The 20,086-nt window shown below is 34.5% G+C and carries 14 protein-coding genes; 10 read left to right on the forward strand and 4 right to left on the reverse strand.

What is annotated here, in order from left to right; translation table 11 throughout:
- Positions 1 to 3 precede the first annotated feature (3 nt).
- The 8 genes from nrfD to queG all read left to right on the forward strand — a co-directional run bounded on the left by nrfD (position 4) and on the right by queG (position 9,014).
- A complete protein-coding gene (gene nrfD / locus ACNQGH_RS03920; protein WP_417954677.1) occupies positions 4 to 1,407 on the forward strand; it encodes an NrfD/PsrC family molybdoenzyme membrane anchor subunit in 1,404 nt (467 codons plus the stop codon).
- Positions 1,400 to 1,924, forward strand: a complete 525-nt coding sequence (locus ACNQGH_RS03925) for a DUF3341 domain-containing protein (RefSeq protein ID WP_417954678.1) — start codon at positions 1,400 to 1,402, stop codon at positions 1,922 to 1,924. Before nrfD ends, ACNQGH_RS03925 begins: the two co-directional genes overlap by 8 nt.
- A gap of 8 nt (positions 1,925 to 1,932) precedes the next feature.
- Positions 1,933 to 2,481, forward strand: coding sequence for a c-type cytochrome (locus tag ACNQGH_RS03930; protein ID WP_417954679.1), 549 nt, complete (start codon positions 1,933 to 1,935; stop codon positions 2,479 to 2,481).
- Between the two features lie 27 nt (positions 2,482 to 2,508).
- Positions 2,509 to 3,861 (forward strand): quinol:cytochrome C oxidoreductase, encoded by a 1,353-nt coding sequence (locus ACNQGH_RS03935; RefSeq protein ID WP_417954839.1) that lies wholly within the window; start codon positions 2,509 to 2,511, stop codon positions 3,859 to 3,861.
- Positions 3,862 to 3,880: 19 nt separating this feature from the next.
- Positions 3,881 to 5,035 (forward strand): cytochrome c oxidase subunit II, encoded by a 1,155-nt coding sequence (locus tag ACNQGH_RS03940; RefSeq protein WP_417954680.1) that lies wholly within the window; start codon positions 3,881 to 3,883, stop codon positions 5,033 to 5,035.
- 28 nt (positions 5,036 to 5,063) lie between these two features.
- Positions 5,064 to 6,860 (forward strand): cytochrome c oxidase subunit I, encoded by a 1,797-nt coding sequence (locus tag ACNQGH_RS03945; RefSeq protein ID WP_417954681.1) that lies wholly within the window; start codon positions 5,064 to 5,066, stop codon positions 6,858 to 6,860.
- A gap of 161 nt (positions 6,861 to 7,021) precedes the next feature.
- On the forward strand, positions 7,022 to 8,044 hold the full coding sequence (gene ruvB, locus ACNQGH_RS03950) for a Holliday junction branch migration DNA helicase RuvB (protein WP_417954682.1): 1,023 nt from the start codon (positions 7,022 to 7,024) through the stop codon (positions 8,042 to 8,044).
- A 46-nt stretch (positions 8,045 to 8,090) separates the two neighbouring features.
- A complete protein-coding gene (gene queG, locus ACNQGH_RS03955; protein ID WP_417954683.1) occupies positions 8,091 to 9,014 on the forward strand; it encodes a tRNA epoxyqueuosine(34) reductase QueG in 924 nt (307 codons plus the stop codon).
- A gap of 40 nt (positions 9,015 to 9,054) precedes the next feature.
- On the opposite strand, the gene ACNQGH_RS03960 is transcribed toward queG, so the two are convergent.
- The 4 genes from ACNQGH_RS03960 to ACNQGH_RS03975 form a co-directional block, all read right to left on the reverse strand.
- The gene (locus ACNQGH_RS03960) at positions 9,055 to 10,080 is read right to left on the reverse strand and encodes a LacI family DNA-binding transcriptional regulator (protein WP_417954684.1); all 1,026 of its coding nucleotides are present in this window, start codon (positions 10,078 to 10,080) and stop codon (positions 9,055 to 9,057) included.
- 241 nt (positions 10,081 to 10,321) lie between these two features.
- A complete protein-coding gene (locus ACNQGH_RS03965) occupies positions 10,322 to 11,341 on the reverse strand; it encodes a LacI family DNA-binding transcriptional regulator (RefSeq protein WP_417954685.1) in 1,020 nt (339 codons plus the stop codon).
- Between the two features lie 124 nt (positions 11,342 to 11,465).
- A complete protein-coding gene (locus ACNQGH_RS03970) occupies positions 11,466 to 13,211 on the reverse strand; it encodes an alpha-glucosidase (protein WP_417954686.1) in 1,746 nt (581 codons plus the stop codon).
- Positions 13,212 to 13,246: 35 nt separating this feature from the next.
- Positions 13,247 to 14,155, reverse strand: coding sequence for a carbohydrate kinase family protein (locus ACNQGH_RS03975; protein ID WP_417954687.1), 909 nt, complete (start codon positions 14,153 to 14,155; stop codon positions 13,247 to 13,249).
- A gap of 388 nt (positions 14,156 to 14,543) precedes the next feature.
- On the opposite strand from ACNQGH_RS03975, the gene ACNQGH_RS03980 reads away from it, so the two are divergent.
- The gene (locus ACNQGH_RS03980) at positions 14,544 to 16,550 is read left to right on the forward strand and encodes a glycosyl hydrolase family 95 catalytic domain-containing protein (RefSeq protein ID WP_417954688.1); all 2,007 of its coding nucleotides are present in this window, start codon (positions 14,544 to 14,546) and stop codon (positions 16,548 to 16,550) included.
- A gap of 556 nt (positions 16,551 to 17,106) precedes the next feature.
- Positions 17,107 to 20,079 (forward strand): SusC/RagA family TonB-linked outer membrane protein, encoded by a 2,973-nt coding sequence (locus ACNQGH_RS03985; protein WP_417954689.1) that lies wholly within the window; start codon positions 17,107 to 17,109, stop codon positions 20,077 to 20,079.
- Positions 20,080 to 20,086: the final 7 nt, after the last annotated feature.

Consider the following 20,086-nt stretch of genomic DNA (forward strand, 5'->3'; position numbering starts at 1 on the left):
ATTATGTCGTCTCACTACGAAGCAACCATTAGAAAACCCTTAGTTATAGGTGATAGATCTTATCACGACGTAACTGTAGATGTAGCTGCACCTGTTGAAGGTAAAGCAAACAAACATTGGTGGATTGTATTTTCAATTGCATTAACCGCATTTCTTTGGGGAATGGGTTGTATCATTTACACCGTATCTACAGGTATTGGAACATGGGGTTTAAATAAAACTGTAGGTTGGGCCTGGGATATCACTAACTTCGTTTGGTGGGTTGGTATCGGTCACGCAGGAACCTTAATTTCAGCGGTATTATTACTTTTCCGTCAACGATGGAGAATGGCGATTAACCGTTCAGCAGAAGCAATGACTATTTTTTCTGTTATTCAGGCTGGTTTATTTCCAATTATACACATGGGTCGTCCATGGTTAGCGTATTGGGTTTTACCAATTCCGAATCAGTTCGGTTCATTGTGGGTAAATTTTAATTCTCCTTTGCTTTGGGACGTATTTGCAATCTCCACTTATCTTTCCGTTTCATTAGTTTTCTGGTGGACTGGTTTGTTACCTGATTTTGCCATGTTGCGTGATAGAGCAATAACTCCTTTTAACAAACGTATCTATTCCATATTGAGTTTTGGATGGAGCGGTAGAGCGAAAGACTGGCAACGTTTTGAAGAAGTTTCTTTAGTACTTGCAGGTTTAGCAACTCCTTTAGTGCTTTCTGTGCATACCATTGTATCAATGGACTTTGCTACCTCGGTAATTCCAGGTTGGCATACTACAATTTTCCCTCCTTATTTTGTTGCTGGAGCTGTTTTCTCAGGATTTGCAATGGTAAATACCTTGCTTATCATTATGAGAAAAGTTTCTAACCTTGAAGCTTACATTACTATTCAACATATCGAATTAATGAACATCGTAATCATGATTACTGGTTCTATTGTCGGTGTTGCTTATATTACGGAGCTTTTCATAGCTTGGTATTCAGGAGTAGAGTATGAGCAATATGCATTCTTAAACAGAGCAACAGGACCTTACTGGTGGGCATATTGGTCAATGATGACTTGTAACGTTTTCTCTCCACAATTCATGTGGTTTAAAAGATTAAGAACAAGCATTATGTTTTCTTTTATTATTTCAATTGTGGTAAACATTGGAATGTGGTTTGAAAGATTTGTGATCATTGTAACATCATTGCACAGAGATTATTTACCATCTTCTTGGACAATGTTCTCTCCTACGTTTGTTGATATTGGAATTTTCATTGGAACTATAGGTTTCTTCTTTGTATTGTTTTTGTTGTATTCTAGAACATTCCCTGTCATAGCACAAGCGGAAGTTAAAACAATATTAAAAGGAACTGGAGATAATTACAAAAGAGAAAGAGAAGCAAATAAAGATTTACATCATGAGTAATAAAGTAATATACGCCATTTATAATGACGATGATATTTTGATGGATGCGGTTAAGAAAACCAGAGCAGCACATCATCATATCGAAGAAGTTTTTTCTCCATTTCCTGTTCACGGTTTGGATAAAGCAATGGGGCTTGCTCCTACAAGATTAGCAATTTGTGCGTTCATCTATGGGTTGATCGGTTTGTCATTCGGGACTTGGATGATGAATTATATTATGATTCAGGATTGGCCTCAGGATATTGGTGGTAAACCAAGTTTCAGTTACATTCAAAACATGCCTTCTTTTGTTCCAATTATGTTTGAAGAAACGGTTTTCTTTGCAGCTCACTTAATGGTTATTACTTTTTATATGAGAAGTAAATTATGGCCTTTCAAACAAGCTGAAAATCCGGATGTAAGAACAACAGATGACCATTTTTTGATGGAAGTTGCTGTAAACGATAATGAAAGTGAGTTAATTTCCTTCTTTGAAAGTACAGGGGCAGTAGAAGTTAAAGTAATAGTAAAGAATTAATTGTCGATATGAAAAGTCTATATAAAATAACATTTGTAATTTGTATTACTATTTTAGTTTCGTCTTGCCATAATAATTCGAAGCCTAATTACCAATACATGCCTAATATGTATGAGCCTGTAAGTTATGAAACTTACGAAGAGTCTACTGCATTTAAGAACGGTAAAGAAGGTCAACTTCCTCCTGAAGGAACAGTAAATAGAGGTTTTGAACCTTATGAATATGAGAATTCAACTGCAGGGTATGATTTAGCTAAACTGAATTCAGTGTCGCCGCTAGATTCTATATCGGTTAAGGACGAAGAGAAATCTAAAGAATTATTTGAAATTTATTGTGGTATTTGTCATGGTAATGCAGGTGATGGTAAGGGTAAATTAGTTACACAAGGAAAATTTCTTGGTGTACCGAGTTATAAGGATAGGGTGATAACAGAAGGAAGTGTTTTTCATGTTCAGACCTACGGTTTAAATTCAATGGGTTCTTATGCTAACCAGTTGAATCAACACGAACGTTGGTTAGTGGCATCTTATGTTTTAAAACTGAAAGCTAAATTATAATTGTTGAACAAACTGATCGTAATAGATATGTATACATTTTCAAGTAAATTAAAAACATTTTCTTTTGTCTTAATGGCTGTTGGCCTTTTAGGAATAGGATATGGTTTTTTAACTGCACCAAAAGATATTCAAGAAGTTGAAAAACTACTTGCTGCTGAAACTCATGAAGGTCATGGTGAAGCAAAGCATGAAGTTGCCGCAGCAACTACTGAAGCTCATAATGAAGTTAGTAAAACTAACGAAGTTAAAGAAGAAGCGGAACATAAAGAACATGTAACTCATGTTTTGAAGCAATTGCAAAATAAGCCTTGGGCTTCTTTATATGTTGCTTGTATTTTCTTTATGCTTATGGCTATGGGAGTTTTGGCTTTTTATGCAATACAACAGGTGGCTCAAGCAGGTTGGTCACCAGTTTTGTTTCGTGTTATGCAAGGTATAACGGCATATTTGCCTGTTGGTTCAGTTGTGTTTTTTGTAATTCTTATCATTTGTGGATTACACATTTTTCCTTCAAATAGTATATTTATTTGGTTAGATCCTGAAGTTGTAGCACATGATAAAATAATTGCTAATAAATCAGGGTATCTTAATTTTCCTTTTTGGATAGTAAGAGCGGCGATTTTCTTGGCAGGTTGGAATTTATACCGTTATTTTTCTGCTAAAAATTGTTTAGCGCAGGATCAGGCTAATGATGATCTTGCCTATAAAAAGAATTTTAATATATCAGCAGGATTTTTAGTGTTCTTTATCGTTACAGAATCTATTATGTCTTGGGATTGGATTATGTCTATCGATCCGCACTGGTCCAGTACTTTATTTGGTTGGTACGTTTTTGCTAGTTTCTTCGTAAGTGGAATTACAATGATTGCCATGGTAACATTGTACTTAAAATCCAGAGGCTATTTAGAGCATGTTAATACAAGTCATATTCATGATTTAGCTAAGTTCATGTTTGGGATAAGTGTATTCTGGACTTACTTATGGTTTTCACAGTTCATGTTGATCTGGTACGCTAATATTCCTGAAGAAATAACATATTTTGTAACAAGAATACAACTATATAACCTTCCATTTTTTGGTGCGGTAGTGATGAACTTCTTATTTCCAATATTGATTTTAGTAAATACTGACTTCAAAAGAATAACTTGGATTTTAGTTATGGCAGGTATGGTAATCTTATTAGGACATTATATTGATTTCTTTAATATGATTATGCCTGGAACAGTAGGGGATAGATGGTTTATTGGTGTGTCTGAAATCGCATCTGTTCTTTTCTTCCTTGGATTATTTTTATATGTTGTTTTTACAGCATTAACTAAAGCTCCTTTGTTACCAAAAAGAAATCCATATATCGAAGAAAGTAAACATTTCCATTATTAATATTTAAAGAAAAAAACAGATGACAAGTTTGTTGGTAATTATAGTTTTAGTTTTATTAGCTGTTGCTTTATGGCAATTGACTAAAATATTCGACCTTACTCAAGTAGGATCAAATACTGAGAGTTCTCAAGTAGCTACAGATAATGATAATAATGTACAGGGTTACTTAATGTTTGGTTTCTTAGCATTTATCTACATTTTTACAATCTACGGATTGTTTAAATGGGGGCCTCTTGTACTGCATACGCCAGCTTCAGAGCATGGGTCTCTTGTGGATAGTCTTATGAATATTACATGGGTTTTAATTTTTATTGTTCAGGCAATTACTCAGGTTCTTTTGCATTATTTTGCTTTTAAATATAGAGGTAAAAAGGATCAGAAAGCGTTGTATTTTGCTGATAATAACAAATTAGAAGCAATATGGAGTGTTATCCCGGCAGTAGTACTTGCTGGTTTAATTTTGTACGGTCTTTATGCTTGGACCAACATCATGTTTATTGATGATGAAGAGGATACTGTTGTAATTGAATTATATGCTCAACAATTCAAATGGACTGCAAGGTATGCAGGAAATGATAATGTTTTGGGTAAGGCTAATGTTAGGTATATCGAAGGTGTAAATACACTTGGTGTAGATTTAGGAGATCCTTATTCTCAGGATGATATCGTTGTTTCTGAACTGCATATTCCTAAGGGAAAGAAAATTCACTTTAAAATGCGTTCTCAGGATGTTTTGCATTCCGCGTACATGCCTCATTTCAGGGCTCAGATGAATTGTGTTCCTGGGATGGTTACTGAATTTGCTTTTACTCCAATATATACTACAGCTGAATATAGAGATTTGCCTTTTATGATTGAAAAGGTGGCTCATATTAATGATCTTAGATCTAAGAAAAGTGTAGCATTAGTGGCAAAAGGGGAAACAGCGCTTGATCCTTATACTTTTGATTATTTGTTGTTATGCAACAAAATTTGTGGTGCTTCTCATTACAATATGCAAATGAAAGTAATTGTAGATACTCCGGAAGAATACAAAAAATGGTTGAGTGATAAGGCAACATTAGTTCAGGAAGTTAAAGCGGCTAAAACACCAGCTCCTGCAGAAGGAGAGACTAGTAAAGACTCTACTGGAACCAAAGACACCGCAGCTGTTGTTAAAATAGCTATGAAATAATTATTAAGAAAATTTAAAGTAAACAAATATGTCAGCAGAAGGTCACGATCACGGACACGATCACGAACACGAACATCACCATAAAGATACTTTCATTACTAAATATATTTTTAGTATAGATCACAAAATGATTGCCAAACAATACTTGATAACAGGTATTATAATGGGTGTTATTGGTGTTGGAATGTCGATGCTTTTTAGAATGCAATTGGCATGGCCAGAAGAATCATTCAGGATATTCAATATTTTACTTGGTGATAAATTTGCTCCGAACGGAGTTATGGCAAATGATATTTATTTGGCATTAGTTACTATTCATGGGACGATAATGGTTTTCTTTGTTCTAACCGCCGGATTAAGCGGAACTTTTAGTAACCTGTTAATACCGCTTCAAATTGGTGCGCGGGATATGGCATCAGGTTTCATGAATATGATTTCCTACTGGTTGTTCTTTTTATCAAGTATAATCATGGTTAGTTCATTGTTTGTAGAAGCAGGACCTGCTTCAGCCGGATGGACAATATATCCTCCTTTGAGCGCACTTCCACAAGCAATTCCTGGTTCTGGAATGGGTATGACTCTTTGGTTGATTTCTATGGCTGTATTTATTGCATCTTCATTAATGGGATCTTTAAATTATGTTGTGACTGTAATCAATCTTAGAACCAAAGGTATGTCTATGACAAGATTGCCACTTACTATTTGGGCTTTCTTTGTAACTGCAATTATTGGTATAGTTTCTTTTCCAGTTTTATTATCAGCTGCTTTACTGTTGATTTTTGACAGAAGCTTTGGTACATCGTTCTTCTTATCTGATATTTATATTGCGGGTGAAGTATTACATTATCAAGGGGGTTCACCAGTTTTATTTGAACACTTATTTTGGTTCTTAGGGCATCCTGAAGTTTATATTGTATTGTTGCCGGCCTTAGGTATAACATCTGAAGTTATTGCTACAAACTCTCGTAAACCAATCTTTGGTTACAGAGCGATGATCATGTCCATATTAGCAATTGCATTTTTATCAACAATTGTATGGGGACATCACATGTTTATATCAGGAATGAATCCATTTTTAGGATCTGTATTTACATTTACGACTTTATTAATTGCTATTCCTTCAGCTGTAAAAGCCTTTAATTATATTACGACGCTTTGGAAAGGAAATTTACAATTGAACCCGGCAATGTTGTTTTCTATTGGTTTGGTTTCTACTTTTATAACAGGTGGTTTGACGGGTATCATTTTAGGAGACAGTACATTGGATATTAATGTTCACGATACGTATTTTGTTGTAGCTCACTTCCACTTAGTAATGGGTATTTCTGCTCTTTATGGTATGTTTGCCGGTATTTATCACTGGTTTCCAAAAATGTTTGGAAGAATGCTTAATAAAAACTTGGGTTATGTTCACTTTTGGGTAACTGCTGTTTGTGCGTATGGTGTATTCTTTCCAATGCACTTTATTGGATTAGCTGGTTTACCGAGACGTTATTATACGAACACCAACTTTCCATTATTTGATGATTTACAAAATGTAAATGTTCTTATTACTACATTTGCTTTGATCGGTGGAGCTTTTCAATTGGTTTTCTTATATAACTTTTTCAGTAGTATTTTCTACGGAAAAAGAACGGTTCAAAATCCTTGGAAATCCAATACACTTGAATGGACTGCACCGATAGAACATATCCATGGTAACTGGCCGGGAGAAATTCCTGAAGTACACCGTTGGCCTTACGACTACAGTAATCCAGCACATGATGTTGATTTTGTACCACAAAATGTTCCAATGAAAGAAGGTGAAGAAGTTTTACATCACTAATCTTACTATAATAGATAGCCTCTGCGAAAGTAGAGGCTTTTTTTGTTTTTGGTAGATATGATACTTTTTATTTATGTATCACAGTTGTTTTTCAGTTATAATTTTGATAAAGTCTTCAAAGGGAATTCTGCCAAACTAAATACTTTCTTTATCTTTGTTAAATGAATGAAAATTTAGATCCAACCGCAAACGGTTATAATGCAGAAGAGCTTGATCTTGAAAAGAGATTAAGACCGCTTTCATTCGATGATTTTGCCGGTCAAGACCAAATATTAGAAAATTTAAAAGTCTTTGTTCAGGCTGCAAATCAAAGAAATGAAGCACTTGATCATACCCTTTTTCACGGCCCTCCAGGCTTAGGAAAAACAACTTTGGCGAATATTCTTGCCAATGAGTTGCAAGTAGGCATAAAAATCACTTCTGGCCCCGTTTTGGATAAACCCGGAGACTTAGCTGGCTTGTTGACTAATCTCGAAGAAAGAGATGTATTGTTTATTGACGAAATTCATCGTTTAAGCCCCATAGTTGAAGAATATTTATATTCTGCGATGGAAGACTTCAAGATTGATATAATGATTGAATCGGGGCCCAATGCAAGGACTGTTCAAATTAATCTAAATCCATTTACTTTAATTGGTGCGACAACTCGTTCAGGTCTCTTGACAGCGCCCATGAGAGCACGTTTTGGAATTTCATCACGACTTCAATACTACACAACGGAATTGTTAACTACAATTGTGGAACGGAGTGCAGCTATTTTTAAAATGCCTATCACTATGGAGGCTGCAATTGAGATTGCGGGCAGAAGTAGAGGAACGCCGCGTATTGCCAATGCATTATTGCGTCGTGTTCGTGATTTTGCGCAAATAAAGGGAAATGGAAAAATTGATATAGAAATTGCTCGTTATGCGCTAAAAGCACTGCATGTTGATGCCCACGGATTAGATGAAATGGATAATAAAATATTAACCACTATCATTGAGAAGTTCAAAGGCGGGCCCGTTGGTTTATCAACTTTGGCGACAGCTGTCTCAGAAAGTAGTGAGACAATTGAGGAAGTTTATGAACCGTTCCTTATACAGGAGGGCTTTATTATGAGGACCCCAAGAGGAAGGGAAGTCACCGACAAAGCCTATAAACATCTGGGAAAACAGAATACTAATATTCAAGGCGGGTTGTTTTGATGCAATTGTTTCCTGGTCGGTTGTTTAGTTATTAATTAATCTTTGTGTGATAATTCAAAAATCTAAATATACAGAATTCATTAAATCCGAAGCAAGACGCCTTGGATTTTTGGCTTGTGGTATTTCTAAAGCCCAGTTTTTAGAAGAGGAAGCTCCGCGCTTAGAAAATTGGTTAAATAAAAATAGAAATGGTGAAATGGCCTACATGGAAAATCATTTCGACAAACGTTTGAATCCAACGTTACTTGTTGATGATGCTAAAAGCGTCGTTTCTCTTTTACTCAATTATTATCCCCCTCAACTCCAGAATCAGCATTCTTATAAAATCTCAAAATATGCTTATGGAGAAGATTACCATTTTGTAATTAAGGAAAAACTTAAAGAATTTTTACACGCTGTTCAATCCGTAATAGGTGAGGTTTCCGGACGGGCCTTTGTAGATTCAGCACCAGTATTAGACAAGGCTTGGGCTGCCAAAAGTGGTTTGGGCTGGATTGGTAAAAACAGTAATTTACTGACTCAAAAAGTAGGGTCGTTTTATTTCATTGCAGAACTCATCATTGATTTAGAGTTGGAATATGATAATGCAACGACAGATCATTGTGGTAGCTGTACCGCTTGTATCGATGCTTGTCCTACAGAAGCAATAGTAGCGCCTTATATAGTGGATGGGAGTAAATGTATTTCGTATTTTACAATTGAACTTAAAGAGAATATTCCTCAGGACATGAAAGGAAAATTTGATGACTGGGCTTTTGGTTGCGATGTTTGTCAGGACGTCTGTCCATGGAATAAATTTTCAAAAGCTCATAGAGAACCATTGTTTAACCCCAATCCGGAATTACTTTCAATGTCCAAAAAAGACTGGAAAGAAATTACGGAAGAAACATTTAGGGCTGTATTTAAAAATTCGCCTCTTAAAAGAGCAAAATTTCAGGGAATCAAGCGGAATATTGATTTTTTAGGGTAATTTGATATTTTATAATCAGCTGATGTAAAAAGGGATTCAATTAAATTTTCAGAGAAGATTCCCGGATAATAACACTTGTTTCTAATTCAATAGTTCTTGGTGTAAAAGGAATTCCTTCTTTGTGGCAATTCATTTCTTCCAATAATAAATTAAAAGACTCAATTCCCATTTCATGGCTTGGCTGATCGATGGTGCTCAATTTAGGTGTCAGTACTTGTGACATGAACCAATTGCTGAAACCAATTACAGCAACTTGTTGCGGAACTTTAATTTTGTTGTCGTTAAAATGCGATAATACACCTACTGCAACCAAATCTGTGATTGCAAATATCCCATCAACATCAGGATGATCTTTTATTATCTGTCTTGCGAAATCTAATCCTTCCTGAAAAGTCACGGTTTCACAGGTATATACTAATTTGGTATCAAAAAGAATATTATTTTTTTCTAAAGCTTTTTTATATCCGATGTAACGGTCAATTGAATTTTGAGGATTTAAAGGACCCCGAATATGTGCAATTTTTTTGCTGCCATTATCGATTAGATGCTGAACAGCATTAAATGCAGCTTTTTGGTCATCTATAATTACTTTTGAGCAAGAAATCAGTTTGTTTATTTTATCAAACATAACAAAAGGAATATTCCTGTTGATTATTTCTTTTAAGTGATCGTCGTTATTTGATTCGTTGGAAAGTGAAATAATAATGCCGTCAACTCTTTTCTTTATAAGAAGTTCTACTTGTTTTTTTTCTAATTCTAATGACTCATTCGATTGTAAAATAATTACCAAATAGCCATTTTTCTCCGCTTCATCAATAATGGCATTTATCACATTCGAAAAAAAATGATGCACTACTTCAGGAATAATTAAACCAATAGTTTTTGATTCTTTTGTTCTTAAATTTACGGCAAAGCTATTGGGTGTATAATGTAGATTTTGGGCAAGATCAATTACTGCTTGTTTAGTTTTTGCACTAACATCAGGATAGTTTTTCAATGCTTTTGAAACAGTTGTAATTGAAATCCCTAATTTGGTTGCAATTTCTTTAAGAGTGATGTCTTTCATAAATTGGATTTCTACGTATTTAATTCACAAAAATATTTTTCAAGAACAGTTTTTACTTTACAATTTAATACGTTTTTGTTGTAATTTACATTCTTTAAAAACTGCTGTGCTTTACGATATTCTGCTACAAGATATTAATTTTTATCGTATTTCTGTTTTTTTTATTAAAATAAACAAATTAATATAAATTAGTTAAATTGTAAGTTGGGGTAGTTTACGGTTTTGTTAAATCGTTATTTTTTTAAGTGGACTGTCTTTCAATGATGCTGGTTTCTAATTCAACTGACTGAAAAACTATAGGTAAATTGTTCTTCTTTAGATTAATTTCGTCAAATAGAATTGATGCTGATCTTCTTCCGATTTCAAATCCTGGTTGGTCAACTGTTGAAAGTTTAGGACTTATTACACTTGACATAAACCAATTGCTAAAGCCCAAAACGGCAATCTGTGTTGGAATAGCAATACCTGTTTCGTTAAAGTATTTAATAATTCCCACTGCAACTAAATCGGTAACTGCAAAAATTGCGTCTATCTCCGGATGTTCAGTGACTGCTTTTTTTGCGTATTCATACCCATTTTCAAAATCCATGTTGTCATCACATACATAGACCAATGAAGAATCGTAGCTAATGTTATGGTCTTCCAGTGCTTTTTTGTATCCTAAAAATCGGTCAATCGAATTCTGAGGTAAATACGAGCCTCTAAAATGAGCAATTTTTTTATATCCTTTTTTTATAAGATAGCTAACAGCATCATAAGCTGCTTTTCGATCGTTAATAGTTACTTTTGAACAGTTAACAAGCTTTGCGATTTTATCAAAAAGCACTAGCGGAGTATTATGTGAAATGATAGTCTTTAAGTGTTCAAATTCACCGGTTTCGTTAGATAAAGACATTAAAATCCCATCAACTCTCTTATTCAGTAAAAGATCAATTTGTTTTTTTTCAAAGTCGAATTTTTCATTTGACTGTAAGATAATAACCAGATAGTCCCGCTTCTCGGCTTCTTCAAGAATTCCTTGAATAACATTTGCAAAAAAGTCATGAACAAGTGTAGGAATTATCAGACCTATTGTTTTAGACTCTTTCGTTCTTAAGTTTACTGCAAAACTGTTTGGCGTATAATGGAGCTGATTTGCTAATTCAATAACTGCGTTTTTTGTCTTTTCGCTTACATCTGAGTAGCCTTTCAAAGACTTTGAAACGGTGGTTATCGAAATTCCCAGCTGATTGGCAATTTGTTTGAGAGTGGTGTTGTTCATATTTCGATTCTCTATAAAAGCCGAATAAAAAACTGCTTCTTGAAAAACGAATTTACAATTAATTTACTGCAATTCAATTTTCAGGAAACAGTTTATTTTAAATTATGGATTTATGATTTGATTTTTATTTTAATTCCATTACGATCGCTTCGTAAGGTCGCAAGATATTGTTTTTTAGTTTTTTAGTTCCGGGATAATTGGTTAGGATGATTTTAGATTGAGCAACTGGAATTCCTATTCTATAAGTGCTGTTTTTGTCCGTAAAATTCAATAGCACCAATAGTTTTTTACCGCCCAGTTCTCTTGTGTAGGCGTATACATTTGGATTTTCTTTGTCTAATAATGTATATTTTCCATAAACAAGCGTCAACTCTTTTTTTCGTAATTGCACTAATTTTCTAAAATAATTCAATACTGAATTTGGATTTTTTTCTTCTGCTTCAGCATTTACTGTCTTGTAATTTGGATTTACTTTCAACCAGGGCGTTCCAGTAGTAAAACCAGCATTTTGTGTAGCATCCCATTGAAAAGGAGTTCTTCCATTTTCTCTGGAAGTTTGCTTTTGTCCTTCTAAAAAGGCATTCAGATCACCACCTTTATTTTTTAATCCGATATATTTGTTACGGGTATCGACATCATGATAGTCGTCAATCGAACTGAATCGAATATTGACCATTCCTAATTCATCGCCATAATAGTAATAAGGAGTTCCTCGCATTGTCATTATAAAAGTAGAGAGCATTTTTGATGAAACTTCTCGGAATTCAGGAGTGTCATTACCAAACTTGCTTACCATTCTGGGCTGGTCATGATTAGCAAGAAAAATAGAAAGCCAGCCTTTGTCTTTAAAGACCTCGTCATAACGAGAAAAAATTTCTTTGTATTTTACAAGTCCAAAATCATTTAGGTGTTTGCCAATGTCAACACTTTCGAAATGATACGCCATGTTTAATTCTTTTCGTTCCGGATCTACAAATAGCATAGCATCCTCAGGGGAACTACCAGCACCTTCAGCAACGGTCATGATGTCATATTTACTAAAAACTTCTCTGTTCATTTCTTGTAAATATTCATGCAAATGAGGACCGACTCCATAGTATTTTATAATGTTCTTTTCATATCCTTTAGGTAATTCTGGCCAGGTGGTATCTTTGGACGCAAACTGAAATGCATCCATTCTAAAACCATCAATACCTTTGTCCAGCCAAAATTTCATGATGTCATATACTTCATGTCTCACTTTTGGATTTTCCCAATTCAAATCGGGCTGCTTTTGTGAAAAATAATGCAGGTAATAGGAATTTGTCGGCGGATCATATTTCCAAGCATCACTATTCACATCAAAAAAGCTCCATCTATAAGGAGGTTTGCCTTTTTCGGCCGGCCACCAATGATAGTAGTCTCTGTATTTATTGTCTCTGGAACTTCTGGATTGTCTGAACCATTCGTGTTCGTCGCTACTGTGATTTACAACTAAATCCATGACAAGTTTGATACCGCGCTTGTGCATTTCTTTTAATAAAAGATCAAAATCTTCCATAGTTCCAAAATCCTTCATGATTTCACGATAATTGCTAATGTCGTAACCATTATCATCATTGGGAGAGGAGTAAATCGGATTGAGCCAAACAGCATCTATTCCCAAACTTTTAACATAATCTAATTTGGATATAATTCCTTTTAAATCTCCAACTCCATCGCCATCACTATCCTTGAAGCTTCTGGGGTATATTTGATATACAACAGCTTCTTTCCACCATTTGGGGTCGTTTTTTTGAGTTGTTTTTACAGACATATTTTGTGCGATTGTGCTTGCAGCTGCCAATAGTGTCAGCGCTGAAAACAAGCATAATTTGATAATGGGTTTCATGGTTAATTGAGTTAATGGCATCAGGCTATTCAGTATTATTTTTTTACAGGATTCATAAATGCATGAATTTCTTTAGCTGTTATTTTTGGGTTTGCTCCTTCTTTTTTTGCTACCAAAGCACCCATGGCACAGGCAAAATCAATTGCGTTTTGGGGTTCGTCGTGGCTTAATAATTTAGAGAGTAATGCGGCCAAAAAAGAATCTCCGGCTCCCACTGTATCAACAGTATCAATTTTATAGCCACTATTGTAGTACATTTTTCCGTTATAATATAAAACCGCTCCGTGGCTGCCTTTGGTCACACAGATGTGTTTTGTATTGGTGTGCTCCGCAATAAAAAGAATGTTTTGTTCCAACGAATAATACGGGGAGTTAAGAAAACGACTTGTTTCATACAATTCATCATCATTAAATTTCACAAAATCAGATTGTAGCATTAATCGGATAAGTACTTGTTTGGTATAAAACGGAGCACGTAAATTGACGTCAAATATTTTGTATTTGGCATAATTAATGAGCTCCAATAAAGTATTAAACGAAATCAAATCCCTGCAGACCAGGCTTCCGTAAACAAATGCATCCGCTTTTTTTACTACATTTTCAATTTCTGGATTGCATTCAATTTTATCCCAGGCAACAGGATAACTGATGGTATAGGACGCAGATCCTTTTTTATCCAATTGAACCAATACTTCACCAGTTGAAAAGGAATTGTCGATTTGAATAGTGTTGGTCGATACGCCATTTTCTTTTATAAATTCCAATAATTCTTTGCCAGTCTTATCGTTTCCGACACGGCTTATTATTTGAGCTTTTACTCCAAGTGAAGCCAGACGAAGTGCCACGTTTAAGGGTGCACCGCCAATTTTTTTATGTGTTGGAAAAACATCATACAGCACCTCTCCGAAACAAACAACGCTGATTTCTTTTTTGATAGTATTCATTGTTAAGTATTTATGTTCTCTTATGTGATAATCCTTTAGTTTCGGGCGTTACAAATAGTATAAATACCACTTGCGAAACCATAATAAAAGCAAAAAAGGCAACTATCGGACAATAATTTTTACTGCGCTTTGTCCTATGGCAAGTGCCGTAATAAATAATAAAATCAATAAAAAAATACTTGCGAACTTCATTTAAAAGTAGATTTATTTTTATATTATCTTCATAAAAATAGAATTCTTTTTTTTAATTATTCAATCTGCAGCAATCAAAAACGTTTTCGGTAAGTCGAAAACGTTTTCGATTTGTAATCAATATACTATATGGGATTATTTATTTTTTTAACGAATTAATTATATAAGTTTGAAGATATTATTAAAAATTACAACTATGATTTCAAATTTTAAGAGTCTGTTATTGGTTTTTTTGACGAGTCCAATTGTTTTTGGTCAAACAAAATCTGATGAGTGGCATTTGTATGCAAACTCAAGAGAAAATTATTACGGAGTTGCCATGGCAAATGGTCAAATAGGTATTGTTACGGATGATACTCCTTTAAAAACAAAGGAAATAATATTGAATGGTGTTTATGATGGTAGTCCTGAAAATGGGATCAGTAGAATTGTAAGAGGAATAGAATTTTTAAACTTACATCTTACAATAAACAATCAGGAAATAAAATCGGGCAATATCGATAATTGGAGTCAAGTGGTTTCCATGAAAGAAGGGACAAGTACAACTTCATTCAATTTCAAGGATTTTGCAAGCATTAATTATACGATTTTGGCCAACAGAGCTGTTCCTTTTTCTGCAATGGCAATTGTCGAAATTACTCCCAGTAAAGACATTGAAATAGTGGCTAATAATTATATGACTGTTCCGGAGGAATTGAAAGAAGCCAAAAGTCAGTTTCGGGTATTAAAAGACGGTCAGTATGTAATGCCTGTTTTTGGAACAACAGCCAAAACATTAACGGGGAAATATACCGTTGCAGCTTCTACTACGTTTCTTTTTGACGGGCAAAGTGAAGTGTTAAAACAAAGTGGCAATGAAGTTGGTTTTTCTAAAAAATTATTGAAAGGAAAAAAATATCGATTTGCTATTGCCGGTGGGATTTGCACTTCGAAAGACATTACGGATCCATTGAACGAATCTGAAAGACAACCTATATATGCATTGCAACAAGGAATTGATAATTTATTGAATCGTCACAAACAAGCTTGGGCTGAATTATGGAATACAGGAGACATTCAAATCGAAGGAGATTTAGATGCGCAACAACGTGTTAGATTTGCTTTATACAATTTGTATTCCTACGTACGTCCGGAAACAAGACAAAGTGTTGCGCCTATGGGATTGTCTTCTCAGGGATATAATGGACACATTTTTTGGGATAGTGAACTTTGGATGTACCCTACACTTTTAGCCCTGCAACCTGATATGGCAAAATCTTGTTTGGATTATCGTTCCGACCGCTTGCAAAAAGCAAAACAAAAAGCTACCATATATGGCTATAAAGGAGCGATGTATCCATGGGAGTCCGATGATACAGGAGAAGAGGCGACACCAACCTGGGCCTTGACAGGAATCTTTGAACAACATATTACGGCTGATGTTTCAATTGCGTTTTGGAATTATTACGCTTATACACAAGATAAGTCTTGGTTGCGAAAAGAATGGAATGTATTAAAAGAGACTGCTGATTTCTGGGTAAGCCGTGTAGTTAAAAATCAAGATGGCAGTTATTCCATTTTGAATGTTGTTGGTGCAGATGAATATGCACAGCATGTAGATGATAATGCATTCACAAATGCTTCAGCTATAGAATCATTAAAAAATACGATTAAGGCAGCCACCATTTTAAATGAACCTATTGATCCAAAATGGGTTGCAGTTTCAGAAAAATTAGTAATTCATACAGAGAACGGAATCACTCAAAATTACAAAGGATACAAAGGACAGGTTATTAAACAAGCCGATGTGAATTTATTAGCCTATCCTTTACATATTATTACTGATCAAGCACAAATCAAAAAAGATTTGGAGTATTATGCTGAAAAAATAGATAAAAAAGATGGACCGGCGATGGCTTCAGGAGTTTTGTCCGTATTATATGCTCGGTTGGGAGACAAAGAAAAAGCCTATGCTTATTTTGTAAAATCATATTTGCCAAACAGCCGTCCTCCTTTTGGAGTGTTTTCGGAATCCGCCAATAGTAACAATCCCTATTTTGCAACAGGTGCCGGTGCAATGCTTCAAGCAGTGATTTATGGTTTTGGAGGCGTGGAACAAACCGATCAGGGATTGAAGTATACTAAAGGGCTGTTGCCAGAAAAATGGAAGTCTTTGAAAATAATAGGTTTGGGATTGGACAATAAAACAATTACAATAGAATAAATAGCATAAAAACAATATTTTTCTACCACGAATACACTTGCTGCCTTTTCTAAAGGGTTGGAATAGTGTATTCGTGGTTTTTTTATTGGAAGCATCCAAAATGTGTTAGTGCTGCTTTTTCGATTGTGAATTATACTAAGAAACTCTTTCTGGAAAAAGCTTAAATTTTAATTAACTATTCTATAAAATGCAGGTTGAAAAAAATCTTTAAATTCACTAGGGTTTATCAAATAAATATAAAATTGCTTTTTAAATTAAAGAATAGATGCTAATTTTTGCCGAAAGCGTCTCTTATTACGGGATGTTCCAATGTTTGGGTTGCTAAGTTGGCTAAAATTACAATAATGTGTTTTTTTTAATGCTTTTTTTTAAACTTTATATAATTTTAGTATTAATATTTTAAAGTATCTATTTTTAAAATCGAAAACGTTTTCGGCTCAACGAAAACGTTATAGTTTCTATTTTTCTTAATATTATCATAAAATTAGTGTTATGTTTACTTCATATTTTAAAACAAACCATTAAAACAAATTATTAACCAACTTATTTATTACGTATGAAAAATAGTCTACTAAAAGGCTTGATGGTGTTTCTAACGATACTATGTACCAGTTTGACCTATTCGCAAGATGTGTCTGGTACCGTATCTGACGCTAGTGGTCCGCTTCCGGGGGCTTCTATATTAGTTAAAGGGACAACAAATGGAGCACAAACAGATCTCGATGGAAAATTTACTATCAAAAATGTTGGCTCAAACGCAGTTTTGATTTTCAGTTACATTGGTCTTAAAAGTCAAGAAGTAAGTGTAGCAGGAAAAAGCTCAGTGACTGTAATGTTAAAAGAAGATTCAGCTGAATTAAAAGAAGTTGTAGTTATTGGCTACGGTTCTGTTAAAAAGAAAGACGCAACTGGCGCAGTTGATCAAATTGGAGCAAAAGATTTTGATAATGTTTCTTCTCCTTCACCAGCTCAATTATTGAGAGGTAAGGTAGCGGGTGTACAAGTAACCCAATCCAGTGGGGAGCCAGGAGGTGGGGTTGCAATCAGAGTAAGGGGAAATTCTTCTATTCGTTCAGGAAACGGTCCGTTAATTGTTATTGATGGTGTGCCATTGGATGGTGGAAATGTTTCTGGTGGTGGTGATGATTTATTGGGAACTTCTTCTTCAAGAAATCCATTGAACTTTGTGAATCAAAATGATATAGAAAGTATCAGTGTATTGAAAGATGCTTCTTCTACTGCTATTTATGGTTCTCGTGGTGCTAATGGTGTAATTGTAATTACGACTAAAAAAGGAAAATCAAAAGAACCTCAGTTAACCTACAGTACCTCAGTACAATTCAGCAAAATGGCTGGTAAATTTGGTGTTATGAATGCAGATGAATTTGTTGCTGCTGGTGGAGTTGACAAAGGATCAAGAACTTACGACTGGAAAGATGCAGTTTTACGTGATGGGTTTTCTATGAATCATGATTTATCTTTTAGCAAAACAACGGAGAATTCTAACACTAGAGTCTCTTTTGGAGCATCAAACACAAATGGTATTGTGAAAAATTCAGGTTTGGATAAATATTCTGCCTCTGTTTACAATTCAAATGATTTCTTTGGTGGAGCTATAAAGGTAGAATCAAGATTGATTTATGCCTCATTAAAAGATGAGACTACATTGTTATCTAATAATGCAGGTTTTATCGGAAATTTAATTGGTACAGCGTTGTACTGGAACCCAACATTACCTATTTATAATACTAATGGTACTTATAATGTAGTAAGTAATACGTATTTGAATCCGGTACAATTATTAAATGCATATAAAGATTATACCAACACGAACAAGGTATTAGGAAGTATTAATACAACCTGGAAGATTAATAGTCACTTGAAATACCAATTCTTATTTGGTATCGAAGGTTCTAATTCCATCAGAAAAAGTCAACTTTTACCCACCATTGATATCTTGAATGTTGCTCAGGCGGCTGTTCCTGGATCAACTGAAGTAAAACATGGTCAGGCTTCAATCAATAGTCAAAACAAGTTTAATAAAACTTTTGAGCATACTTTGAATTATAATAATGATTTTGGAGATAATTTTAATTTAGATGCATTAGTAGGGTATTCCTATTATGATTATAATGCTGATGGAAGTTTTTCAAGTGGTAAAGGATATGATATGGCTCAAACTAACTTGATTGATAATATTGAAGGAGGTCTTCAAAATGAATTTAGAGTTTTTTCTTATAGAAACAGGGTAGAATTACAATCTTATTTTGGCAGGGTAAATGCTACTTTGTACAAAAAATTGATTCTTACTGGTACTTTACGTTCTGATGGATCTACTAAACTAGGGGTAAATAACAAATACGATTATTTTCCATCTGCTGGTATAGCTTATAAAGTTATAGATAATAAAGAAGGTATAGTTAACGATTTCAAAATTAGAGGAAATTATGGTATTACAGGAAATCAGGAATTTGCTCCAAACTCTGCAATTTCAAGAGGTTCTTATGGTATCAATGGTACTTTAAGTATAGATAGTAATGCTAATGCAGATTTGAAATGGGAAACTACTAAATCATATGGTGTCGGTACTGATTTTGAATTGTTTAACAATAAATTAACCGGTTCATTGGATTATTTCCAAAGAGATACTAAGGATTTGATTTTCCCTGTACCTGCCGCTGCTACCCAACCGGGTCCACCATCTCCACGTTTCAAAAACTTACCGGGGAACTTAATTAACAAAGGTGTTGAGGTTGCTTTGAGCTACAAAGTAATTGATACGGAAGATTTGACTTGGGATGTCTCAGGAAATGCGTCTTTCTTAAGCAATGAAGTTAAAAACTTTGCCGGCTTCATCTCCACAGGAGGATTGAATGGTCAAGGATTGTCAGATGCTTATGCACAGGTAATTACGAATGATCATCCGGCATATACATATTATATATATGAATGGAGAGGGTATGATGCCAACGGAAACTCGATTTATGCTGATGCAGCGGGTAATGACACTGGTTTAGGAACAGCAGCCAAAAAATTATTAGACAAACAGCCTTTGCCTAAAATAAATGTTGGTTTCTCTACTAATCTTACTTTCAAAGGATTTGATGCAAGTGCTTCTTTTTATGGTGCATTTGGTCATTATATCTACAATAACACTACGAATGCATATTTCTTTAAAGGGGCTTTCCTTGGAGGAAGAAACGTTACTCAAGAAGCGGCTACTTCAGCTCAAGCTCAAGGAGATCCAAACTCGCCATCTACTAAATACTTAGAAAAAGGTGATTTCTTGAGAATGGGTAATTTAACTTTTGGTTACACAATTAAAGGAGATGCTTTAGAGAAATATAAAATTAAATCAGCTCGTTTTTATGTAAACGGTTCTAATTTATTTATAATTACAAGTTATTCAGGGTCAGATCCTGAGGTAGATACAGATAAATCTTTGAATGGTGTGCCTTCTGCAGGTATGGAATATTTGTCTTACCCAAGAGAGAAAAGTGTAGCTGTGGGACTTAACGTAACATTTTAATTAAAAA

This window comes from Flavobacterium kochi, from assembly GCF_048286715.1.
Classification (GTDB): Bacteria; Bacteroidota; Bacteroidia; order Flavobacteriales; family Flavobacteriaceae; genus Flavobacterium.